The 19,146-nt window shown below is 58.6% G+C and carries 18 protein-coding genes; 5 read left to right on the top strand and 13 right to left on the bottom strand.

Features of this window, described 5'->3' with window-relative positions; all coding sequences use genetic code 11:
* Window positions 1-186: 186 nt before the first annotated feature.
* Window positions 187-1,488, bottom strand: coding sequence for a citrate synthase (locus RCH93_RS09710; RefSeq protein WP_306548182.1), 1,302 nt, complete (start codon window positions 1,486-1,488; stop codon window positions 187-189).
* 354 nt (window positions 1,489-1,842) lie between these two features.
* Here RCH93_RS09710 and RCH93_RS09715 point away from each other — a divergent pair, with 354 nt between their 5' ends.
* Window positions 1,843-2,520: a hypothetical protein gene (locus RCH93_RS09715; protein ID WP_306548183.1), complete on the top strand. Its 678-nt coding sequence runs from the start codon at window positions 1,843-1,845 to the stop codon at window positions 2,518-2,520.
* A gap of 56 nt (window positions 2,521-2,576) precedes the next feature.
* Here the strand turns inward: RCH93_RS09715 and hflC are convergent, their stop codons facing one another.
* From hflC to RCH93_RS09730, 3 genes are all read right to left on the bottom strand, one after another.
* Window positions 2,577-3,518, bottom strand: coding sequence for a protease modulator HflC (hflC, locus tag RCH93_RS09720; RefSeq protein ID WP_306548184.1), 942 nt, complete (start codon window positions 3,516-3,518; stop codon window positions 2,577-2,579).
* A 52-nt stretch (window positions 3,519-3,570) separates the two neighbouring features.
* Entirely contained in the window at window positions 3,571-4,692 is a 1,122-nt protein-coding gene (gene hflK / locus RCH93_RS09725) for an FtsH protease activity modulator HflK (protein ID WP_306548185.1), read from the bottom strand.
* Window positions 4,693-4,936: 244 nt separating this feature from the next.
* Window positions 4,937-5,935: a rhomboid family intramembrane serine protease gene (locus RCH93_RS09730; RefSeq protein WP_306548186.1), complete on the bottom strand. Its 999-nt coding sequence runs from the start codon at window positions 5,933-5,935 to the stop codon at window positions 4,937-4,939.
* Window positions 5,936-6,032: 97 nt separating this feature from the next.
* Here RCH93_RS09730 and RCH93_RS09735 point away from each other — a divergent pair, with 97 nt between their 5' ends.
* Both RCH93_RS09735 and RCH93_RS09740 read left to right on the top strand, forming a co-directional pair.
* Window positions 6,033-6,983, top strand: coding sequence for a Tim44 domain-containing protein (locus RCH93_RS09735; protein ID WP_306548187.1), 951 nt, complete (start codon window positions 6,033-6,035; stop codon window positions 6,981-6,983).
* 125 nt (window positions 6,984-7,108) lie between these two features.
* Window positions 7,109-7,447, top strand: coding sequence for a tRNA-binding protein (locus RCH93_RS09740; RefSeq protein WP_306548188.1), 339 nt, complete (start codon window positions 7,109-7,111; stop codon window positions 7,445-7,447).
* 94 nt (window positions 7,448-7,541) lie between these two features.
* Here RCH93_RS09740 and RCH93_RS09745 read toward each other — a convergent pair whose 3' ends face one another.
* The 9 genes from RCH93_RS09745 to RCH93_RS09785 form a co-directional block, all read right to left on the bottom strand.
* Entirely contained in the window at window positions 7,542-8,459 is a 918-nt protein-coding gene (locus RCH93_RS09745) for an electron transfer flavoprotein subunit alpha/FixB family protein (RefSeq protein WP_306548189.1), read from the bottom strand.
* Window positions 8,460-8,468: 9 nt separating this feature from the next.
* On the bottom strand, window positions 8,469-9,239 hold the full coding sequence (locus RCH93_RS09750; RefSeq protein WP_306548190.1) for an electron transfer flavoprotein subunit beta/FixA family protein: 771 nt from the start codon (window positions 9,237-9,239) through the stop codon (window positions 8,469-8,471).
* A gap of 64 nt (window positions 9,240-9,303) precedes the next feature.
* Window positions 9,304-11,283 carry a heterodisulfide reductase-related iron-sulfur binding cluster gene (locus RCH93_RS09755; protein WP_306548191.1) on the bottom strand — a complete coding sequence of 660 codons (1,980 nt, stop codon included), beginning with the start codon at window positions 11,281-11,283 and terminating at the stop codon, window positions 9,304-9,306.
* 138 nt (window positions 11,284-11,421) lie between these two features.
* A complete protein-coding gene (locus tag RCH93_RS09760; RefSeq protein WP_306548192.1) occupies window positions 11,422-12,567 on the bottom strand; it encodes an acyl-CoA dehydrogenase in 1,146 nt (381 codons plus the stop codon).
* A 196-nt stretch (window positions 12,568-12,763) separates the two neighbouring features.
* Window positions 12,764-13,213: a PaaI family thioesterase gene (locus tag RCH93_RS09765; protein ID WP_306548193.1), complete on the bottom strand. Its 450-nt coding sequence runs from the start codon at window positions 13,211-13,213 to the stop codon at window positions 12,764-12,766.
* Window positions 13,214-13,297: 84 nt separating this feature from the next.
* Entirely contained in the window at window positions 13,298-14,149 is an 852-nt protein-coding gene (locus RCH93_RS09770) for a 3-hydroxybutyryl-CoA dehydrogenase (RefSeq protein WP_306548194.1), read from the bottom strand.
* A gap of 68 nt (window positions 14,150-14,217) precedes the next feature.
* The gene (locus RCH93_RS09775) at window positions 14,218-15,507 is read right to left on the bottom strand and encodes a thiolase family protein (RefSeq protein WP_306548195.1); all 1,290 of its coding nucleotides are present in this window, start codon (window positions 15,505-15,507) and stop codon (window positions 14,218-14,220) included.
* Window positions 15,508-15,545: 38 nt separating this feature from the next.
* Window positions 15,546-16,337 (bottom strand): enoyl-CoA hydratase/isomerase family protein, encoded by a 792-nt coding sequence (locus RCH93_RS09780; protein WP_306548197.1) that lies wholly within the window; start codon window positions 16,335-16,337, stop codon window positions 15,546-15,548.
* Between the two features lie 430 nt (window positions 16,338-16,767).
* Window positions 16,768-17,151, bottom strand: a complete 384-nt coding sequence (locus RCH93_RS09785) for a RidA family protein (protein ID WP_306548198.1) — start codon at window positions 17,149-17,151, stop codon at window positions 16,768-16,770.
* A gap of 258 nt (window positions 17,152-17,409) precedes the next feature.
* Between RCH93_RS09785 and RCH93_RS09790 the strand changes: the two genes are divergently transcribed.
* Entirely contained in the window at window positions 17,410-18,396 is a 987-nt protein-coding gene (locus tag RCH93_RS09790) for a class II fructose-bisphosphate aldolase (protein WP_306548199.1), read from the top strand.
* 155 nt (window positions 18,397-18,551) lie between these two features.
* Window positions 18,552-19,097 carry an oligoribonuclease gene (gene orn, locus RCH93_RS09795; RefSeq protein ID WP_306548200.1) on the top strand — a complete coding sequence of 182 codons (546 nt, stop codon included), beginning with the start codon at window positions 18,552-18,554 and terminating at the stop codon, window positions 19,095-19,097.
* Window positions 19,098-19,146 lie beyond the last annotated feature (49 nt).

The raw sequence follows: 19,146 nt of genomic DNA on the forward strand, positions 1-19,146 counted from the left end.
CTTTTGCCAATGCTTCTTTCGCCTTTGCTAAAACTTCCTTGCCGCTTGCTGGTCGTGCCATACACCCACCTCCATTGATGGGCATATTATATCACTTTTGCTTTAGAAATGGAATTAGACCGGATCGTGCGATGTTTGCACGATCCGGTTTTTTTTATGCAACGAGGCGAGTCTCGCCCGCTGGGTTCAGACGCGGTCCGCCAAGGGGACGAATTTTCTCGACGGGAAGCCAACGTAGATCTGACGCGGGCGGCAAATTTTGGTGTCCCGGTCCTCGCGCATTTCCCGCCACTGGGCAATCCAGCCGGGAAGGCGGCCTAGGGCGAACATCACGGTGAACATATTGGTGGGAATACCGAGGGCGCGGTAAATGATGCCTGAATAGAAGTCGATGTTAGGATAGAGATTGCGGCTGACAAAGTAGTCGTCGTTGAGCACGATCTCTTCGAGATTGCGCGCGATTTCGAGCAGCGGGTCTTTGATGTTGAGCACCGCGAGGATGCCGTCGCAGGCGTTTTTGATGATCTTGCCCCTGGGGTCAAAGGTCCGGTAGACTCGATGGCCAAAGCCGGAGAGGCGGAAGGGATCGTTTTTGTCCTTGGCCTTGGCCACGTATTTTTTGTAATCGTTGTTGTCCCGGTGGATGGCCTCCAGCATTTCGATAACCGCCTCGTTGGCCCCGCCGTGAAGCGGTCCCCACAAGGCGTTGATGCCGGCGGAAATGGAGGCGTAGAGGTTGCCGCCGGCGCTGCCCACCAGGCGGACCGCCGAGGTCGAACAGTTTTGCTCGTGGTCGGCGTGGAGGATCAGCAGTTTGTTGAGCGCGGCCACGACCTCAGGCAGGACAATATAGGGCCGGACCGGGGTGTTGAACATCATGTTGACGAAATTGCCGCAGTAGGAAAGATCGTTCCTGGGATACACCAGGGGCTGGCCGATGGATTTTTTATACGAAAAGGCGGCCACCGTTCGGATCTTGGAGATGAGACGGCTGGCGGTCATGTCGATGTTTTCCAGCGGATCGGAGCTCATCTCCGGGTAAAAGTTGTGCAGACTGTTGACCATCACCGAGAGGATCGACATCGGCGAGGCGTTGGGCGGAAACTTGTCGAAGAAATGGATCATGTCCTCGTGAATCAGGGCGTGCTGTTCCAGCAGGGTGCGGAAACTTTCCAGCTCTTCGCGGTTGGGCAGTTTGTTGTGGAGCAGCAGGTAGGCGACCTCGATGAACAAACATTTTTCCGCCAGATCTTCGATGGCGTATCCACGATAACGCAGGATGCCCTTCTTGCCGTCGAGATAGGTGATGGTGCTGCTGCATGAGGCCGAGTTCTTGTAGCCGGTGTCAAAAACCGTGTAGCCGGTGTCGCGCAGCAGGCCCCGGATGTCGATGGCCTTGTCGCCCTCGATTCCCTCGAGGAGCGGCAAATGGTAGGTTGCGCCGTCGATGATCAGCTCTGCGGTTTTATGGGTGTTGTCTTCGGGCATGGATGGGTCTCCTGCAAAGGGATGAGCGATCTATAGGGCTATTGGGCTGGCGGGCGGAGTGCGCCGCCCATCGCTCCTGCGGTATGGCAATGAAAAACGATGCGCCGGCGTTGCGGTTCCGTTACAGTGTCGACAAAGTCGTTGGCTGTTGCCGTGGGGACCGTCGCGTGTTGCTCAGCGTTGCGGTCGTGGCGTCCTCTTGGTGTTATAGAGGGCAACCATATCGCATTTGTCGGGCAAATTCAAGACAGCCTCTGTGAACGACTTGGTTGAAGCAGCGGGCGCTTGCACTCTGCGGAAAATTTTAAGCGCCATAACGCCTGCGGGCATGGGACATTTAAGGAAGAAACGGATATGTGGGCCGATTTAAACGAACAAAGAAAAGCAATCGCAGCGGCGATGGATTATGCGGTCCCGGAGGCTGATCGGGATGAGGCTGAGGATCTGCTGGAGGTGTACCGCGAGGACCGAATCGCGCTGACGCTGCTGCTGGAATTTTACAGCTACCTGCCCGAAGCGCGGGAGGACTGGGTTCATGAACTGCGGGTGGTGAACCGCCAACAGGGGATTTTCCTGCTGGCGGCAATCACGGCGCAGCACCAATATATGTACCTGGTCTCCAGCGAAGGCATCGAGTTTCAAGGACGGGTGGACGACGGCTTTCTTGCCCAGGAATTGCTCGACTTTTTTGAATACGACAGCGCCGAGGCTTTTGCCGAGGTCTGCGCAGCGGTCGACGCCTTACCGGTGTACGAGCCGATGCAACTTGACGAGGAGATCTGCCCAGCCTGTCATGCCGCAGCCGGCGAATATCACGAATTGGGCTGCCCGGTGGAGATTTGCCCCTGGTGCGGCGGCCAGCTGATTCATTGCGATTGCCGCTATGAACAGCTGGGTTTGGACGGCCTTACCAACGAGGCCGAATTGCTGCGGTTTGAGGCGGTGTTGGAAGAACGGGGCCGCATTCCTTACTCGCCGGAACAGCGGCCCAGTTTTGCCGGCAACGACCCCAACGACGTCTTTGACGAGTAGTCTCCCGCGTGTGCCGTCCTTCCACATGGCCAAGGGGGGCTTCCGCCCCCTTGGGGTTATTTTTCTACTCTTTGACGCTCCAGATAACGGAAGAGGTCGGAATCTGCGGAAAGCACCAGCGAGGTGTTTTTGGTGATGATGTTGCGATAGCTTTCCAGGCTTTTTTGAAAGGCGAAAAATTCAGGATTGCTTGAATAGGCCTGTCCGTAAATTTTGGTGGCCTCGGCGTCGGACTGCCCCCGGATTTCGGTGGCTTCACGGTTGGCGGTCGAAGTAATCTCCTGCAGTTCCCTATCCACCCGGCCAAGAATTTCCGCCTTGCGACCCTCGCCGGTGGAGCGTTTTTCAGCCGCAATCCGTTTTCGTTCCGAAATCATGCGGTCGTACACCTTCAATCGCACCGATTCAATGTAATTCACCCGCTTGAACATCACGTCCAGCAGTTCAATGCCGTACTGCGGCGTTATTTTGGCCGCCTCGTCCAGCACCATCTGGCTGATCTTGTCGCGTCCCACCGTGGGAGGAACGATCAAATCCCGCGACTGAATGGTAGAGGCCATGAAATCCTGCGACCAGTCGGAGCTGCGAATAATCTCGACCAGATCGTTTTTGTTGACCAAGTCCCGCACCGTGCCGTCGAGGATGTCGTCCAGCAGGGACATGGCCCGTTTTTCCGAACCCACGGCCTGGAGGAAGCGCAAGGGGTCGGAGATTCGCCACCGTGCTGTATTTTCCATGTAAATGAAGGTTTTGTCGTTGGTCGGGATTTGATTTGGGTCCCCGTTCCAGATGAGCACCCGTTTGTCGAAATACTGCACGACCTGGATAAAAGGCGTCTTGAAGGTAATTCCCGCCTTGGCCACCGGTTTGCCCACCGGGGCTCCGAATTGAGTGATGACGGCCTGTTGCCCCTCCGGGAGGATGAAAAATCCGTCCCAGGCAGTGACGCCGGCGGCGACCAGAAAAAGCAAAAGAAGTGTGCGAATGATTTTATGCATGTGGGTGTGTCGTCAGAAGAGGTTGATGGAACCAGCGGCCCATGAAAGAAGTCTACTGCGCGCTTGCGGGAAGCGGCGTCTGCCCGGATTTTTTGGTCAGATCAAAAAGAGGCAGGATGTTGTGCTGGCTCCTGTCCATGACATAAACGTGATCCACCTGGGGCAGGATGTCTTCCATGGCTTCCAGGTACATCCGTTGCCGGGTGACTTCCTCAGCTCCCTGGTATTCCTTGAGAATCGCCTTGAAGCGGTTGGTCTCGCCGATGGCCCGGTTGACCCGTTCCGCTGCGTACCCGTGCGCTTCTTCGACAATCTGCTTGGCGCTGCCGCGAGCCTTGGGGATGACCTTGTTGTATTGCTCTTCCGCTTCGTTGACCAAACGCTTCATGTCCTGGTCAGCCTCGTTGACCTCGTTGAACGCCGGTTTCACCTGCTCGGGCGGATTGATGTCAAGCAACTGCAGCGTGACGATGCTCACGCCGCACTGCAGTCGATCCATCTGCCCTTGCAGTTCGCGTTTGGCGTGACCGGCCAAGATCTCCCGATTGCCGAGCACATAGTCAAAGTCCATATTGCCGACTATCCGCCGGGTCACGGTTTCCGAGGCGTCGCGCACTGCTTGGGAGACGTCGCGGACCTTGAAGAGATAGCTTACCGGGTCGCTGACCTTGTATTGAACAATCCAGGCCACCTCGATGACGTCTTTGTCGCCGGTCAGCATCAGGGATTCCATGTCGAAGCCCTTGCGGTCAAAGGTGGTACTGACCCCAGGGGTGCGGGTACGGAATCCAAACTCCTCTTTGCGCACGCTTTCGACGTCCACCTTGGTCAGTTCTTCGATGTACGGAATTTTAAAATGCAGACCGGGATGGGTGGTTCGCGTATACTGGCCGAAGCGGAGAATCACCCCGACTTCGCCGGGCTTGATGGTGAAAAAACAGGAAAAAGCACCCTGGAGGAGAATGACGGCAACCACGACAGCCAGCAGTTTGCCCCCGCCGGCGAGGAAATTGGTTGGCTGGTCGGGCGGTTGTTGGCCTTGTCCAGGCTTTGCAGGGCCGTCTTCATTGCCTGCAAAGGCGTCTCTGATTTTTTGGATAAGAACGGCAAGGAAATCCTCCGGCCCGGAAGGCTTCTTTTTTTGCCCCCAGGGTGGTTGTTCATTCATCGGCATGAAACGGCTCCAGTGGCAAACGCGAAAAAGGTTGTTGAGGGAACGACAACGGCAACGACCGGGAACGCCACCCTCCGGCTGGTTCACGACACGATGCCCGCAAGTCTCGTCAGGTCCAAATGTTGTCTATAGTATGCACTCCTTTCCACGTCGTCAAACAAGATCGGGCTTGCGTGGCTCTTTCTTGATTGCAAGGGGAGAGGCCTGACCGAAAGTTATAGTGGATGCGCCGCGTGAAAGCGGCTCACCGCAGCGCAAGCCGCCAACACCACATCAGGATCGTGACGGCCAATGAAAAAAGCAGGGCCTGGATGAACGGACGCCGGCATCGCGCAACCGCTCCGGTCATCTCCAGCAGGACGCCGCAGCAGAGGCCAACGATCCCGCCAAAGAAATGCGCGCCGAGATCGGTCCGGACGCCTTCGCTGCCCAGAGCGGCAAGGAGGCCGGCGCCCGCGCCTAGAGGCAGAAGCAGTTCCCTAAGGCTGCGGGTTTGGCTGCGGGTCCGGCTGTGCCCAAGTTGCAATCCGACGAGCAGGCCAATGGCGGCAAAGACGGCGGTGGAAAGCCCCACTGAGAGATGTGGCTGATGGCGCACTACGACGTTCAACAGGTTGCCGGCCATGCCGCTTACGATTAGGAGCAGCCAGGCAAGACCATAGCCCACCGTTTTGCCGAGCAGGTGAATCATCAGGCCGCCGATAAGGCCGTTGCCTGCCAGATGGACCAGATCGGCGTGCAGGGTGAGCGCCGTGGCCAGACGCCACCACTCGCCCTGTTGCAAAATGGCAGGGCCGTCGACTGCGCCTTGGGCAAACCAGTTGTTCCCCGTGGACCAGGGGCCGGTATGCACAAAAAACAGGGCGAGCAGCGCCATCAACACTATCGTGGGCGGTGTTTGCGGATGGATCGGTCGCGGGGGAGGCGGCGCCGGCGGCCAGTCGGCATTTTCCAGGCTATATTGACGCAAATGAAAAGCAGCGGTTGCCGCGTCGTGCTCAGCAACCAACAACTCGCCGTTCTGCTCGTCGAGCCAGTGCGCAACGCCGACAGCCGACAGCACCAGCGACAGGGATTCGAGACGGTCCAGCTCGCCGGAAGCGACTTGGGTCAACGGCTCAGGGCGCAGCTGATTTTCGGTGTGGAGAGAAGAGGGCGGCATCATGGAAAGCGGCGCCGAGCCCAGGGCCTCTGGCCGGAATAACTTGACAATGGGCTGATCGATATTACACTGATTGCACATTATTGTTGAATGGGCCGGTCGTAATCGACCAGCTCTTCTCTTCCGTGGCGGGCCTGACGCCCACCGCTCCCGACAATGTACTTACGGAAAAATGATTATGCTTGCACTAATGAAACGATGGTCCCCCTTTCTGCTTGTTTTCTTCGCGTTGACCTTGTTAGACGCCGGAATAACAGCCGATTACGCCGACGCCCGTTCCAAGTCCGGCGGTCGGTCCTTCAGCAGCCCCTCCAGTCGGCCGGCGCAGCAACAGGCCCCTAGCCAGTTCAACCAACGCCAGCAGCAATCGCAGCCCGGCGGCTTTGGCCGTGGATTGATGGGCGGTCTGATCGGCGGCGCCTTGGGCGGCATGCTCTTTGGCAGCCTGTTTGGCGCCAGCGGCAGCGGCATGGGCATTCTGCCGCTTTTGCTGCTGGGCGGCGTCGGATATTTTCTGTACAAACGGTTTGCCAACCGTCCGGCTGCGCCTTCTTCCTCTGGTTATCAACCACCGCCCTCTCCCAACATGTTTCAGGGCGGGACAGGTGGATTTGGCTCCAGTTCCGTTCCTCCTGTGCCTCCGCCGCCGCCAGTAACCCCGCTTCGTCCCGTCAACACGCTGGAGCAAGGTTTGGCTGAGATTCGCCTCAACGATCCAGGATTTGACGAGAAATATTTTCTTGAAGTGGCGTCCGACGTCTTCTTCAAAGTCCAGGCTGGTTGGATGCGACGTGATCTCACTGCTTATCGTCAATTGCTCGGCAGCCAATTGGCGGCGGAATATGACCGCCATTTTGCCCGAATGAAGGAGTTGGGTCAGACCAACAAACTGGAGAGCATCGCGGTGCGCAAGGTAGAGATCGTGGGTGCCGGCAGCGACAACGGCGAGGATTTTGTCACCGTATTCTTTACCGCCAACCTGCTTGATTATACCGTGGACGACAAAACCGGCGCCGTGGTCGAAGGCAGCATGACCGATCCGGTGAAGTTTGCCGAGAAATGGACTTGGGCCCGGCCGATCCGCACCGAGGACTGGAAATTGGAAGGTATTGAGGTGGTCGAAGACTGACCAATTTTCCAGTCGCAACGCCCCGCCAAGCCGCTTCCCCCTCAGGGAGGCGGCTTTTTTTATAGCGTAGCCCCCTGAATCTGGCGGGGCGCATGGAGGCGACTGCAAACAAGAGGGGAAAAGTTATGGAAACAATTAGTTGGGATGAGTTTGCCAAGGTGGAGCTTCGCGTGGGTCAAATCGTCAAGGCAGAGATTTTTGCCGAGGCGCGCAAACCCGCCTACATCCTCCATGTCGATTTTGGCCCCGAAGTCGGGGTGAAAAAATCAAGCGCCCAGATCACCGCCCTCTATCAACCCGAAGCGTTGGTCGGCAAGCAGGTGGTGGGGGTGATCAATTTTCCGAAGAAACAGATTGGGCCGGTGATGTCCGAGTGCTTGGTCACCGGCTTTTGCAATGAACGCCAGGAGATCGTCCTCTGCGTGCCGGACCGGCCTGCGCCGCTGGGGGCAAAGTTGCTGTAACTGAGCGAACTGTTCGTTGAAAAATAAAAAACCGCGCAGACTGCAACAGTCTGCGCGGTGGGAACAAACTGCCTGTGCCCAATGGAATGCGTTATTACAGGGCGTTGAGCTTTTCGGTCAGGACCGGGAGAAATTGTTTCAGATCGGCCACCACCAGGACATTGGCGACCTCGCCAATGGGCGCGTCTTTGTCGGTGTTGACGGCCACGATGAATTCCGATTTTTTCATCCCGGCCAGATGCTGTATGGCCCCGGAAATGCCGCAGGCCACGTAGAGCTTGGGGGTGACCGTGCTGCCGGTGGTGCCGACCTGACGATTGTGCTCCACCCAACCGGCGTCAACCACCGGTCGGCTGGCGCCGTATTCGCCGCCCAATGCCTTGGCCAAGGCCTGCACCATGGCCACATTCTCCGGCTTGCCCACGCCGCGGCCGGCGCTGACGATGATTTCGGACTTGGTCAGGTCCACGCCCTCGATTTTGGCCGCCTCATAGCCGGTGCATTGCACCTTGCCGGCCGCGTCCGCATCAATCGCAACGACGGTTGGCGTTCCGACCGGATCGTCTTCCAGGCCAAAGGCCCCGGCCTGGAGCGTCAGCACGGTTTGGGCGGTGGTGGGTTTGATCTTCCGCCGCAGTTTGGCGTTGCACACTGGCACGACCGGCAGGCCTTCCTCGACCGCGACCACCTCGGCAATCTGCGCCGCCTTGAGCGCCACTGCAATCCGCGGGGCCAGATCCCAGCCGTAGGAAGAGTGATGAAACACGATCTGATCGGGTTGTTCTTTGGCAATCACATCCAGCAGCAGCTGCTTGTGGACGCTGGGGTTGTACTCGCCGTATTTGGCCACGTCGGCCAGGTAGAGCGGCCCGTTGAACTGGGGCAGGTCGCCCGGGGAGCCGACCAGAAACATGGAGGCCTCGGAGCCCTGTTGTTGTGCAAAGGCAATCAGTTGCGAATATTTAACGCGCAGTTTTCCTTCCCGGAATTCCGCCACAAGTAAGGTCTTCATGGGTGTCTCCTAGGCCAAAACGCCGGTTTTTTCTTTGAGCAGGTGAATCAATTTGTCGGCCAACTCGGCGGCGTCGCCTTCAAGCACTATGCCGCCGCCTTTTTTCTCCGGAAAGTAGAAGGCGGCCGTTTCCTGACGGGAGCCCACGCTGCCGGCGTCGGCCGCCAGGGTCAGCAATTCCTTCTTCTTGGCCTTCATGATGTTGGGCAGGGTGGGGTAGCGGGGGGTGTTCAGGCCAAGCTGGCAGGTAAGCACCACCGGCGTGGTGGTCGTCACCAGGGCCTTGCTGCCGCCTTCCAATTCGCGTTTGACATTGATGGTTCCATTGTCATAGGCAAAGCCGACAATGGTGGTGACCGCCGCGATGCCGAGCAGTTCGGCCACCATGACGCCAACCTGGGCGCTGCCCCGATCCTGCGACTGCATGCCGGTAAAAATGACGTCGAAATTTTTATCCTTGGCAAAACCGGCGATCATCGAGGCAATCTCAATGGGTTCACGTTTGTAGGAGTCCGCGTCGGCGATGTGCACGCCGCGGTCGCAGCCCATGGCCAGGGCCTTTTTCATGGTTTCGGTCACCTGATCCGGGCCAATGCAGAGCACGGTCAGGTCGGCGTCCTTGACCTGTTCTTTCAGGCGCACCGCCTGTTCAACGGCGTACTCGTCGTATTCATTCATCCGCCAGGCGAGATCAGCCCGGTCGTACCAGTTGCCCTCGCCATTGATCTTGAATTTGGATTCCATGTCTGGAACCTGTTTGATGCAGATCAGTATGTTCATCGCTTCCCCTCCAGCAATCAGACTAAATGATGATAATTGGTTCCTTATTAAAAACGCGAAGTTGCTATACCCGTTCGGCAAGAATCTCGGCGATGTCCTTCGGCCGCAACTGTTCCTCGGCATTGGCGCCTTTGACGCCGTCTTCAAACATGGTCAGGCAGAATGGGCAGTTGGACAGCAATTGCTCAACCCCCGTGGCTATAGCCATCTCCACCCTTTTCACGTTGATCCGCTCGCCGATGTTTTCCTCGGCCATGATCCGGCCGCCGCCGGCGCTGCAACAGAAGGCCTGATCGCGGTTTTGGGCCATCTCGCTGATCCGGCCGCCGGCGGCGCGAATTAACGCGCGCGGCGCGTCATAGATGTCGTTGTGTCGACCCAGGTAACAGGAATCGTGGTAGGTGCAGGCAAAGGCCTCAGGCTTCAGCGCCAGTTGGCCCGAAGCAACCAGTTGTTCCAGGAACACGGCGTGCGGCACGACCTCGACCTCAAAATCGAAATCACGATAGTCCTTGTTCAGGGTGTTGAAACAGTGGGGACAGGTGGCAACGATCTTCTTGACCCCGTAGCCCTTGATGAGTTCCACCGTTTCCATGGCCAGGGTCTGGTAGAGGTATTCGTTGCCCATCTTGCGCATCGGTTCGCCGCAACATTTCTCTTCCTTGCCCAGAATGCCGATTTTCACTCCGGCCGCTTGGCAAAGTTTGACAAAACTCTTGGCCACGGCGATGTTGCGTTTGTCAAACGAGGCGTAACAGCCGACAAAATAGAGCACGTCGACCTCAGGATCGTCGGCCAGGGGTTTGACGCCCAAGGCTTCGGCCCAATCGCCGCGCGAGGCGTAACCCATGCCCAGCGGATTGCCGTTGACCTCGGTCTGCTCCATGGCGGCCATGACCTCCTCGCCGGGGAATTCGCCTTCCATCAACACCAGGTTGCGGCGCAGTTCGATGATCTTGTTCACATGTTCGATCGAGGCCGGACAGATGTCCTGGCAGGCGCGGCAGGTGGTGCAGGCCCAGATGGCGTCGCGACCGATGGTTTCGATCAAGTTGGCCTGCGGATTGGCAAAGGCGACCTCGCCGATCTGGTTGACCAGCTGCATCGGCGACAGCGGTTTGCCGGTGTTAAAGGCCGGGCAACGGTCCTGACAGCGTTTGCACAGGGTGCAGGCGTCGGCGTCGAAGATGTCTTTCCAGCGCAGGTCAGAGAGTTCGCTGGCCCCAAATTTTTCAATGGTTTCGTCTTCGAGATTGACGGTTGTGAGTTTGCCGGTGGGGCCGCGGTCAGCCAAAAAGGCATTGGCGCTGGTGGTGACGATGTGGCGAAATTTCGAATAGGGAATGACGGCAATAAAGCCCAACGCCAGCACCAAATGCAACCACCACAGGCCGACGTGCAGACTGCGCAGACCGGCCTCGTCCAGGCCGCCCAGCATCTTGGCCACCGCCAGGCCGACCGGCGACCAGCCAGCCAGCGGCGTGCCCATCTCGGTCACTGCCATGCGCGCGCCTTCGATCAGAAATCCGGTGAGAAGAATGGCGAACAACAGGCCGTGCATCAGGGCGTCGTCGGTTTTGGTGACCAGGCCTTCGGGCCGGATCAGATAGCGGCGGGTCAGCAGAGCGCCGAGCATGACGACGGCGACCAGGCCGGCCAGATCCAGGGTAAGGGAAAACAGTTGATAAAAGGTTCCCTTGAGAAATTTGACGTTAAAGAGCAGGTCGGTAAAATCCGCCTGGGCGACGATCAGCGTGGTGCCGATAAAGAGAACAACAAAACTCCAAAAAAAGAGCGAATGCGCCGTGCCTGCTCCAGGAACTCGGGCCACCTTGGTTTGCAGGAGCACATTCTCCAGCATGTGCTTGATCCGCTCGCCCCGTTGATCGGTGCGGTCCAAGGGCTGACCGAGACGATAGACCTTGATCCGTTTTAAAAAACCGAGCGCAAAGACGGCCAAAGCCACCAGCAACAGGCCGTACATGGGCGCCAAGGTAGTGAACCCATGACCGACGTTCCAATATATTTCACGGGTAAACTCCATCCAGGCTCCCCCTTCCTTCACTCAAACAATAGTTGCGGTTTATGTATGCGCAGAAGAAGAGAGCCGGCTTTCGCCGAGCTCTCTTCTCGTTTGTCATCAATAGGTTAGATGCTGTGGCCGCAGGGCGGCTGCAGTTGGTTATCGGGTCAAGGCGGCGCCGATGACCACACGCTGGACTTCGCTTGTGCCCTCGTAGATCTCGGTGATCTTGGCGTCGCGCATCATCCGCTCAACCGGAAATTCCCGGGTGTAGCCGTAGCCGCCGTGGAGTTGAACGGCCTGGGTGGTGACCCGCATGGCGGTCTCGGAGGCAAAGAGTTTGGCCATGGCTGATTCCTGGGAGTAGGAAAGACCGGCGCTGGCGCGATAGGCGGCGTTGTAGATCAACAGCCGGGCGGCCTCGATCTGGGTGGCCATGTCCGCCAGTTGGAAGGAAACGCCCTGAAAGGCGGCGATGGGTTTGTTGAATTGCTCGCGATCTTTGGTGTAGGCCAGGGTTGCATCCAATGCGCCCTGGGCAATGCCAAGCGCCTGAGAGGCGATGCCGATGCGGCCGCCGTCCAGGGTTTTCATCGCCACTTTGAAGCCCTGACCTTCCTGCCCCAGCAGATTGTCGCCGGGGATGCGGCAGTTCTCAAACACCAGTTCCATGGTGGGGGAAGAGCGGATGCCCATCTTCTTTTCCTTCTTGCCAAAGGAAAAGCCGGGCGTGCCCTTCTCGACGATGTAGGCGCTGATGCCGCGATGTTTTTCGGCGGATTTGTCGCTGCGGGCAAGCACCACGTAGAGTTCAGCCTCGCCGGCGTTAGTGATGAAAATCTTGGAGCCGTTGAGGATCCAGTCGTTGCCGTCGCGGGTGGCGGTGGTTTTGGTCCCGCCTGCGTCGGAGCCGGCGGAGGGCTCGGTCAGCCCAAAGGCGCCGATCTTCTCGCCCTTGGCCAACGGCACCAGGAATTTTTGTTTCTGCTCTTCGGTGCCGAACATGTAGATGGGGTTGGCGCACAGGGAAAGATGGGCCGACAGGGTGACGCCGGTTGAACCGCAGACGCGGGACAACTCTTCAACGGCGATGGCGTAGCTGAGGTAATCGGCGCCGGCGCCGCCGTATTCTTCCGGGAACACAATGCCGGTCAGGCCCAGTTCGGCCAGCCGGTCGAACATCAGCGCCCGGTCGAAACGTTCTGTTTCGTCGCGCTCGCCTGCAGAAGGCGCCACTTCGGTTTCGGCAAAACTACGGACCATGTCGCGGATAAGGTTCTGCTCTTCAGTCAACTCAAAATTCATGTGCTGCTCCCCCAATAGAGTCTGTGTGCTCTTTTGAATTTGGCTCTGATCACTTCTCGCATCACTTCTAGCATGTGCAGGTGCAATCAACGCCCCTGTCGGCCGCTTGCCCGCCCCAGGCAAGCCGTCGCCGGATCCCGTCTTATCGGTGCATCTCGGGATGCGCACCGTTCTTGCCGGATGTCTGTCCCGGCGCTTAGTGTTGCTCTTTAAGTTGCACCATCACCACCGTGCCGGTGGCGCAGGTCGCGCCGGCGGCAATCACCCGCAGGTCAACGGTTACCTTTCTTCCTTTGATCTCCACCACCTTGCCGCGCACTTCCAGTTCGGTGTCAATCGGCGTCGGCACCAGGTAATCGACCTTCAGCGAAGCAGTGACAAAGCGCGAAATCGGCTTGCCGTCCTCCCTGGCCTTGGCTGCCGCTGCGGTCCCCGCGCCGTGACAGTCAATCAGCGAGGCAATCATGCCGCCGTAAAGAAAACCGGGAAAACCGCCGGTGTATTTCGGGTCCGGGGTGTGACGGCAGACCGTTTCCTCCTCGTCCCAGTAGCTTTTCAGCTGGTGTCCGGCGACGTTGAGCCGCCCGCAGCCATAGCAGTGGGCGTAATCGTCGGGGTATTGATCCTGAAAAGCAGGTTCGCTCATTGATCACCCTTGGATGGGCGGGCAACGGTTAAGGCCGGGTCGGGGTGCGCCCGACCGTGTGCCGCCGTCTCGCCGCTTACGCGTTTATTCGTAGCTGTAAAAACCCTTGCCGCTCTTGCGTCCCAGCCAGCCGGCCTCGACGTACTGCCGCAGCAGCGGGCAGGGGCGATATTTGGAATCGCCCAAGCCCTGATACAGGGTATTCATGATGGCTAGGCAGGTGTCCAAGCCGATGAGGTCGGCTAGGGCCAGCGGCCCCATGGGGTGATTCATGCCCAGCTTCATCACCGTGTCGATGTCCTCTTTCTTGCCCACGCCGTGGTAGAGGCAGAATACCGCCTCATTGATCATCGGCAGCAGGATGCGGTTGGCGATGAATCCCGGGAAATCGCTGGATTGCGCCGGAGTTTTCTCCATCCGCTTGGTCAAATCCAGGGTGGTCTCCAGGGTGTCGGCCGAGGTGGCCAGGCCGCAGATGACCTCCACCAATTTCATCACCGGCACCGGATTCATGAAATGCATGCCAATGACCTTGTCCGGTCGTTTGGTGTGGGAGGCAATGCGGCCAATGGGAATGGACGAGGTGTTGGAGGCCAGGATGACGTGCGGCGCGCAGATCTCTTCCAGGTTCTCAAAGATTTTGAATTTGATGGACTCGTTTTCAGAGGCCGCCTCGACCACAAAATCCGCCGCCGCCATGTCCTTGAGGTCGATGCTGGTCTTGATCCGTCCCAGGATGGCGTCCTTCTCGGCGGCCGCCAGTTTGCCCTTGTCGACGTTGCGCTGCAGGTTCTTGGCGATGTTGGCTAGGCCGCGATCAACAAATTCCTGCTTAATGTCGTTCATGATGACGGCAAGACCGCTGGCCGCAGCCACCTGGGCAATGCCGTTGCCCATCTGACCGGCGCCGATCACGCCGAATGTCTTCACTTCCATTGTTGTTCCCCCTGCCAAAGACGTGTTAAGCCGGCGGGCCCCCCCGACCGGCGCATGATACGTGAGAATTACTTGTTGCTGATCACCATGGCCATGCCCATGCCGCCGCCGATGCACATGCTGATCAGGCCGGTGGCGTACTGTTTGCGCTGCATCTGATGCATGGCGGTGACCATCTGGCGCGCGCCGGTGCAACCGACCGGGTGGCCCATGGAGATGCCGCTGCCCAACTGGTTGGGTTTGTCTATGTCAATGCCCAACTCCAGCATGCAGCCGATGGCCTGGGCGGCAAAGGCCTCGTTGAGTTCGATCATGTCGATGTCTGCAATGGTTTTGCCGCTCTGCTTAAGCGCTTTCTGGATGGCCGGAACCGGTCCCAGTCCCATGTAGGCCGGGTCCAAGCCGCCGGAGGCGAAGCTCTCGATAGTAACCAGAGGCTTCAACCCCATCTGTTTGGCCTTGGCTGCGCTCATCAAGAGCACCGCAGCGGCGCCGTCGTTAATGCCCGAGGCGTTGCCGGCGGTGACCGAGCCGTCCTTGGCAAAGGCGGGTTTGAGCTTGGCCATCTTCTCCATAGAGGTTTCCATGGGGCGTTCGTCCTGCGTAAAGAGGACTTCCTGGCGGCCGGCGCGAACCGGAATCGGCACGATTTCCTCGGTGAACAGGCCGTCCTTGATGCCCTGCAGAGCGCGAGCGTGGCTGAGCACGGCCAAACGGTCCTGGTCTTCGCGGCTGATGTTGTAGAGCTTGGCGATGTTTTCGGCGGTGACGCCCATGTGGTAGCCGTAGAAAATCTCATACAGGGCGTCGTAGACCATCAGGTCGTAGACCTCGCCGACCCCGGTGAGCTCCATGCGGTAGCCCCAACGCGCCTTGGGCAGGGCCATGGGAACCATGCTCATGTTTTCCTGACCACCGGCCAGCACCACTTCCGCCTGTCCGGTCATGATGGACTGGGCGGCCAGGGCAATGGCCTTGAGTCCGGAACCGCAGACTTTGTTGATGGTGTAGGCGGGGGTTTCTTTGGTGATTCCGGCCTGGACCATGGCTTGGCGGGCGGTGTTCTGGCCCTGTCCGGCCTGAAGCACATTGCCCATGATCACCTCGTCCAGGGTGATCTCAGCGGCGGCTGCGTCCCAGGCTCCGTATTTCTTTTCCAGTTCGATCTGGCCCTGGTCCTGGAGTTTCTTCGGCGCAACCGAACGCATGTCCGCGCTGGCCGTTGGCCGCAGGCCAGCCTTGCGCAGGGTTTCGCGCATCACGGCTGCGCCCAGGTCAACCACCGGCGTGTTTTTCAAACTGCCGCCAAAGGCGCCCACTGCTGTCCGGCATCCGCTTACAATCACAACCTCGTTCATAACCCTTTGCTCCTTGGTTCCTGTTTCGAATTCCGATGTCAGCCGTTCAAGTCGCCCTTGAAGACCGGTTTGCGTTTCTCAAGAAAAGCGCTTGTCCCTTCTTTGGCGTCCGGATTGGCCAGGCAGAGGGCGAATGCGTCGCGCTCCATGCCCAGGCCGGTGGCAAGATCGGCGTTCAACCCCTGGCTGACCGTCTGCTTGGCCGCGCAGAGCGAGGCCTTGCCCTTGAGAGCGATGAGCTTGGCAACCGCCTGAGCCGCATCCAGCAGTTCTTCCGGGGCAAAGATTTTGTTGACCAGGCCGATTTCTTTGGCCTCGGCTGCCGTCAGGTGTTTGCCGGTGAAAATCATTTCCTTGGCCCGGTTGGCGCCGATCAGACGCGGCAGGCGCTGGGTGCCGCCGAAGCCGGGGATGACCCCCAGGGTGATTTCCGGCAGGCCAAAGATCGCCTTTTCCGAGGCGTAGATGAAATCGCAGGCCAGGGCCATTTCGCAGCCGCCGCCCAGGGCGAAGCCGTTGACTGCAGCAATGACCGGAATGGCCAGTCCCTGCAGTTTGCTGATGATGCTCTGGCCGAATTGGGCGAATTTTTTGGCGCCAAGGGGCGTCAGGGTGGCGATTTCGGTGATGTCGGCCCCGGCGATGAAGGATTTTTCGCCCGCTCCGGTGAGGATAAGCACCCGGATGGTTTCGTCTTGGCTGATGCTGTCGAGGGCGGTGGAGAGTTCCTCAAGAAGCGAGGAGTTGAGGGCGTTGAGGGCTTTGGGGCGATTGAAGGTCAGTAATGCAATTCCGTCGGCGCTGGTAAGTTCAATGGATGAATAGGCCACCGTTTCCTCCTTGTTTCAGGGTAATAAGAAATTGCTCTGCAGTTCGAATATTCCGTCTAAAAAAAGGGCCAAGGGGATGGCGAGGCCAAGCTCGAATCCTTTGCCGTAAAAAGAGTGTTCTGTTCGGATGCTTCTTTGCCTGGTTAACGCAGCACAGCGCCCGGTATTACGGACAAAAAGGGGTAGGCGCAAAGTGCGTAATATCTATTTCAAAAGAATCAGGCTGTCAAACATTTTTTACGAGTTCGTTAGATGTCTAAGAGGGCAAGAGGACTATAAACTTTGCGTTTTGTCCGGCGATAAACAGGGCGGGAGGGGGCGGCGAGGGGATGCGGTTGCACTGCCTGAAGAAGGATGCAGGTGGCACAGCGTGCCACCTGTTTCTGGCGCTCGTTCAGAGGCGGATCAGGGCTGCGCCACTGCGGGCGGCTCAACGCAGGGCAATAATCGCCTCAGCTTCAATGGTTGCTCCCAGGGGCAAGGCCGCAACTTGCACTGCGCTGCGGGCCGGGTAGGGCTCCGTGAAATACTGGCGATAGACGGCGTTGACCCGCTGAAAATCCCCCATGTCGGTTAAAAAGACGGTCACCTTGACCGCATTGGCCAAGCTTGTTCCGGCGGCCTCGGCGATGGCCCCGAGACTGCGAAAGACCAGATGGGCGTGGTCTTCAATGTTGCCCTCGGGAATTGCGCCGGTGGCCGGGTCAATGGGCACGGTTCCCGAGGTGAACAGCAGGGAATCGACGGCAATGGCTTGGGAATAGGGGCCGACGGCTGCCGGCGCTTTGTCGGTGTGGACGGGTCTTCTGTGCATGCCTGATCTCCTTGGTTCAGTTCATGGGGCGACAACGGGCCAGAAGGGGGAAAGGGCGCAGGCGGTTGCCGTTGCTTGACGGTGGCGGCAACGCGTCTCCAGCGGGAACAAAATAACCGCCGCCAGAGAGACAAGACGCGTCTTTTTCCTTGCCCACCACATCTTCAGGATTACATACTCTATCATGTGAACACAATTCCCCCTGTTTGTCCATCGTGCACGATTTGCGATCCCTTCCTTCCTGCGGAGAAAAAAGCTATGAAAAAACGTCATTATTCTGAATTGGGGCTGGTCAACACCAAGGCCATGTTCGCCCAGGCGATGCAACAGCGGTTTGCCGTGCCCGCCTACAACTTTAACAACATGGAGCAATTGCAAGCCATTGTCGTTGGCTGCGCCAAATCGGCCTCGCCGGTGATTCTTCAGGTTTCCGGCAGCGCCCGCAGCTATATCGGTTCCGCCTTCCTGCCGCACATGGCCGCCGCCGCCGTTGAACTGGCCCAGGACACCGGGCTGGCCGTCCCAATCGCCCTCCATCTTGACCACGGCTCCAACTTTGAGCTGGCCAAGGACTGCATTGACGCCGGTTTTTCCTCGGTGATGATCGACGCCTCCCATCACACCTTTGCCGACAACGTCGCCCTGACCCGGCAGGTGGTGGAATACGCCCACGCCCACGAGGTGACGGTCGAAGCCGAACTCGGGGTGCTGGCCGGCATTGAGGACGAGGTCAGCGCCGAGCATTCTTCCTATACCCGCCCGGAAGAGGTTGAGCGGTTTTTGGAGCAGACCGGCGTCGACAGCCTGGCGATCTCCATCGGCACCTCGCACGGGGCCTTTAAATTCAAGCTGCAGCCGGGGCAGGAGCCGCCGCCTCTGCGGTTCGACATCCTCGAGGCCATTGAACAACTGGTTCCCGGATTCCCCATCGTCCTCCATGGGGCCTCGTCGGTGACCCCGGCCCATGTCGAGATGATCAACCAATACGGCGGCAAGATGGACAACACCGCCGGCATCCCGGAGGAGCAGTTGCGGCGGGCCGCCGCCTCGGCGGTGTGTAAGGTCAACATCGACAGCGATGGACGTTTGGCGATGACCGCGGTTATCCGCAAGATATTTGCCGAAAAACCCGGCGAATTCGATCCCCGCAAATACCTTGGACCGGCGCGCGACGAATTGATTGCGATGGTCATGCACAAAAACAGTGCGGTCCTGGGCAGCGCCGGCCGCATTCAAGCGGTTTGATCGCAAGGGTTTAGGGCGGGGCAACCCGCCTCCCGCCCGAAACCCCTGGTCAAAAATGCTGAAAAAAGGTTGAACTGGGCAACCAGCTGTGTTCCACTGAGTGAAAATGGTGAGGCCAAAACCTGGCGCGGCGCAGCGGAAAGGATCGGGATTCAATGAAAGACGACGGCAACTTGGTATGGATTGACCTGGAAATGACCGGGCTCAACCCTTTTACCGACAAGATTCTCGAGGTGGCGACGATTGTGACCGATTCCCACCTGGAGATCCTTGCCGAAGGTCCGGTCCTTGCCATCCATCACCCGGAAGAGATTCTGACGACCATGGATCCCTGGAACACCCAGCATCATCGGGAGTCCGGCCTGATCGACCGCGTCCGCCAGAGTTCCTGCACCTGCCGTCAGGCCGAGCTGGCGACCCTGGATTTCATCAAACAGTGGGTCGGCCGTCGGGTGTCGCCGATGTGCGGCAACTCGGTTTGGCACGACCGCCGCTTTCTTGCCCGTTTCATGCCGGAACTGGAAAATTATTTCCATTACCGCAACATCGACGTCAGCACCCTCAAGGAGCTAGCCCTGCGCTGGGCTCCGGACCTGCCCAAGTTTACTAAAGAATGTCACCACTTAGCCTATGACGACATTCGGGAATCCATCGCCGAGCTCAAACATTACGGCGACTGTTTTTTGAGAAAAGAAAACTGATCCGCCTACTCGGCCTGCTTGGCCGTAGGCGGCGAGAGCGCTCGCCTGA

Origin of the sequence: Desulfobulbus sp. (assembly GCF_030824455.1) — a bacterium.
Lineage (GTDB): Bacteria > Desulfobacterota > Desulfobulbia > Desulfobulbales > Desulfobulbaceae > Desulfobulbus.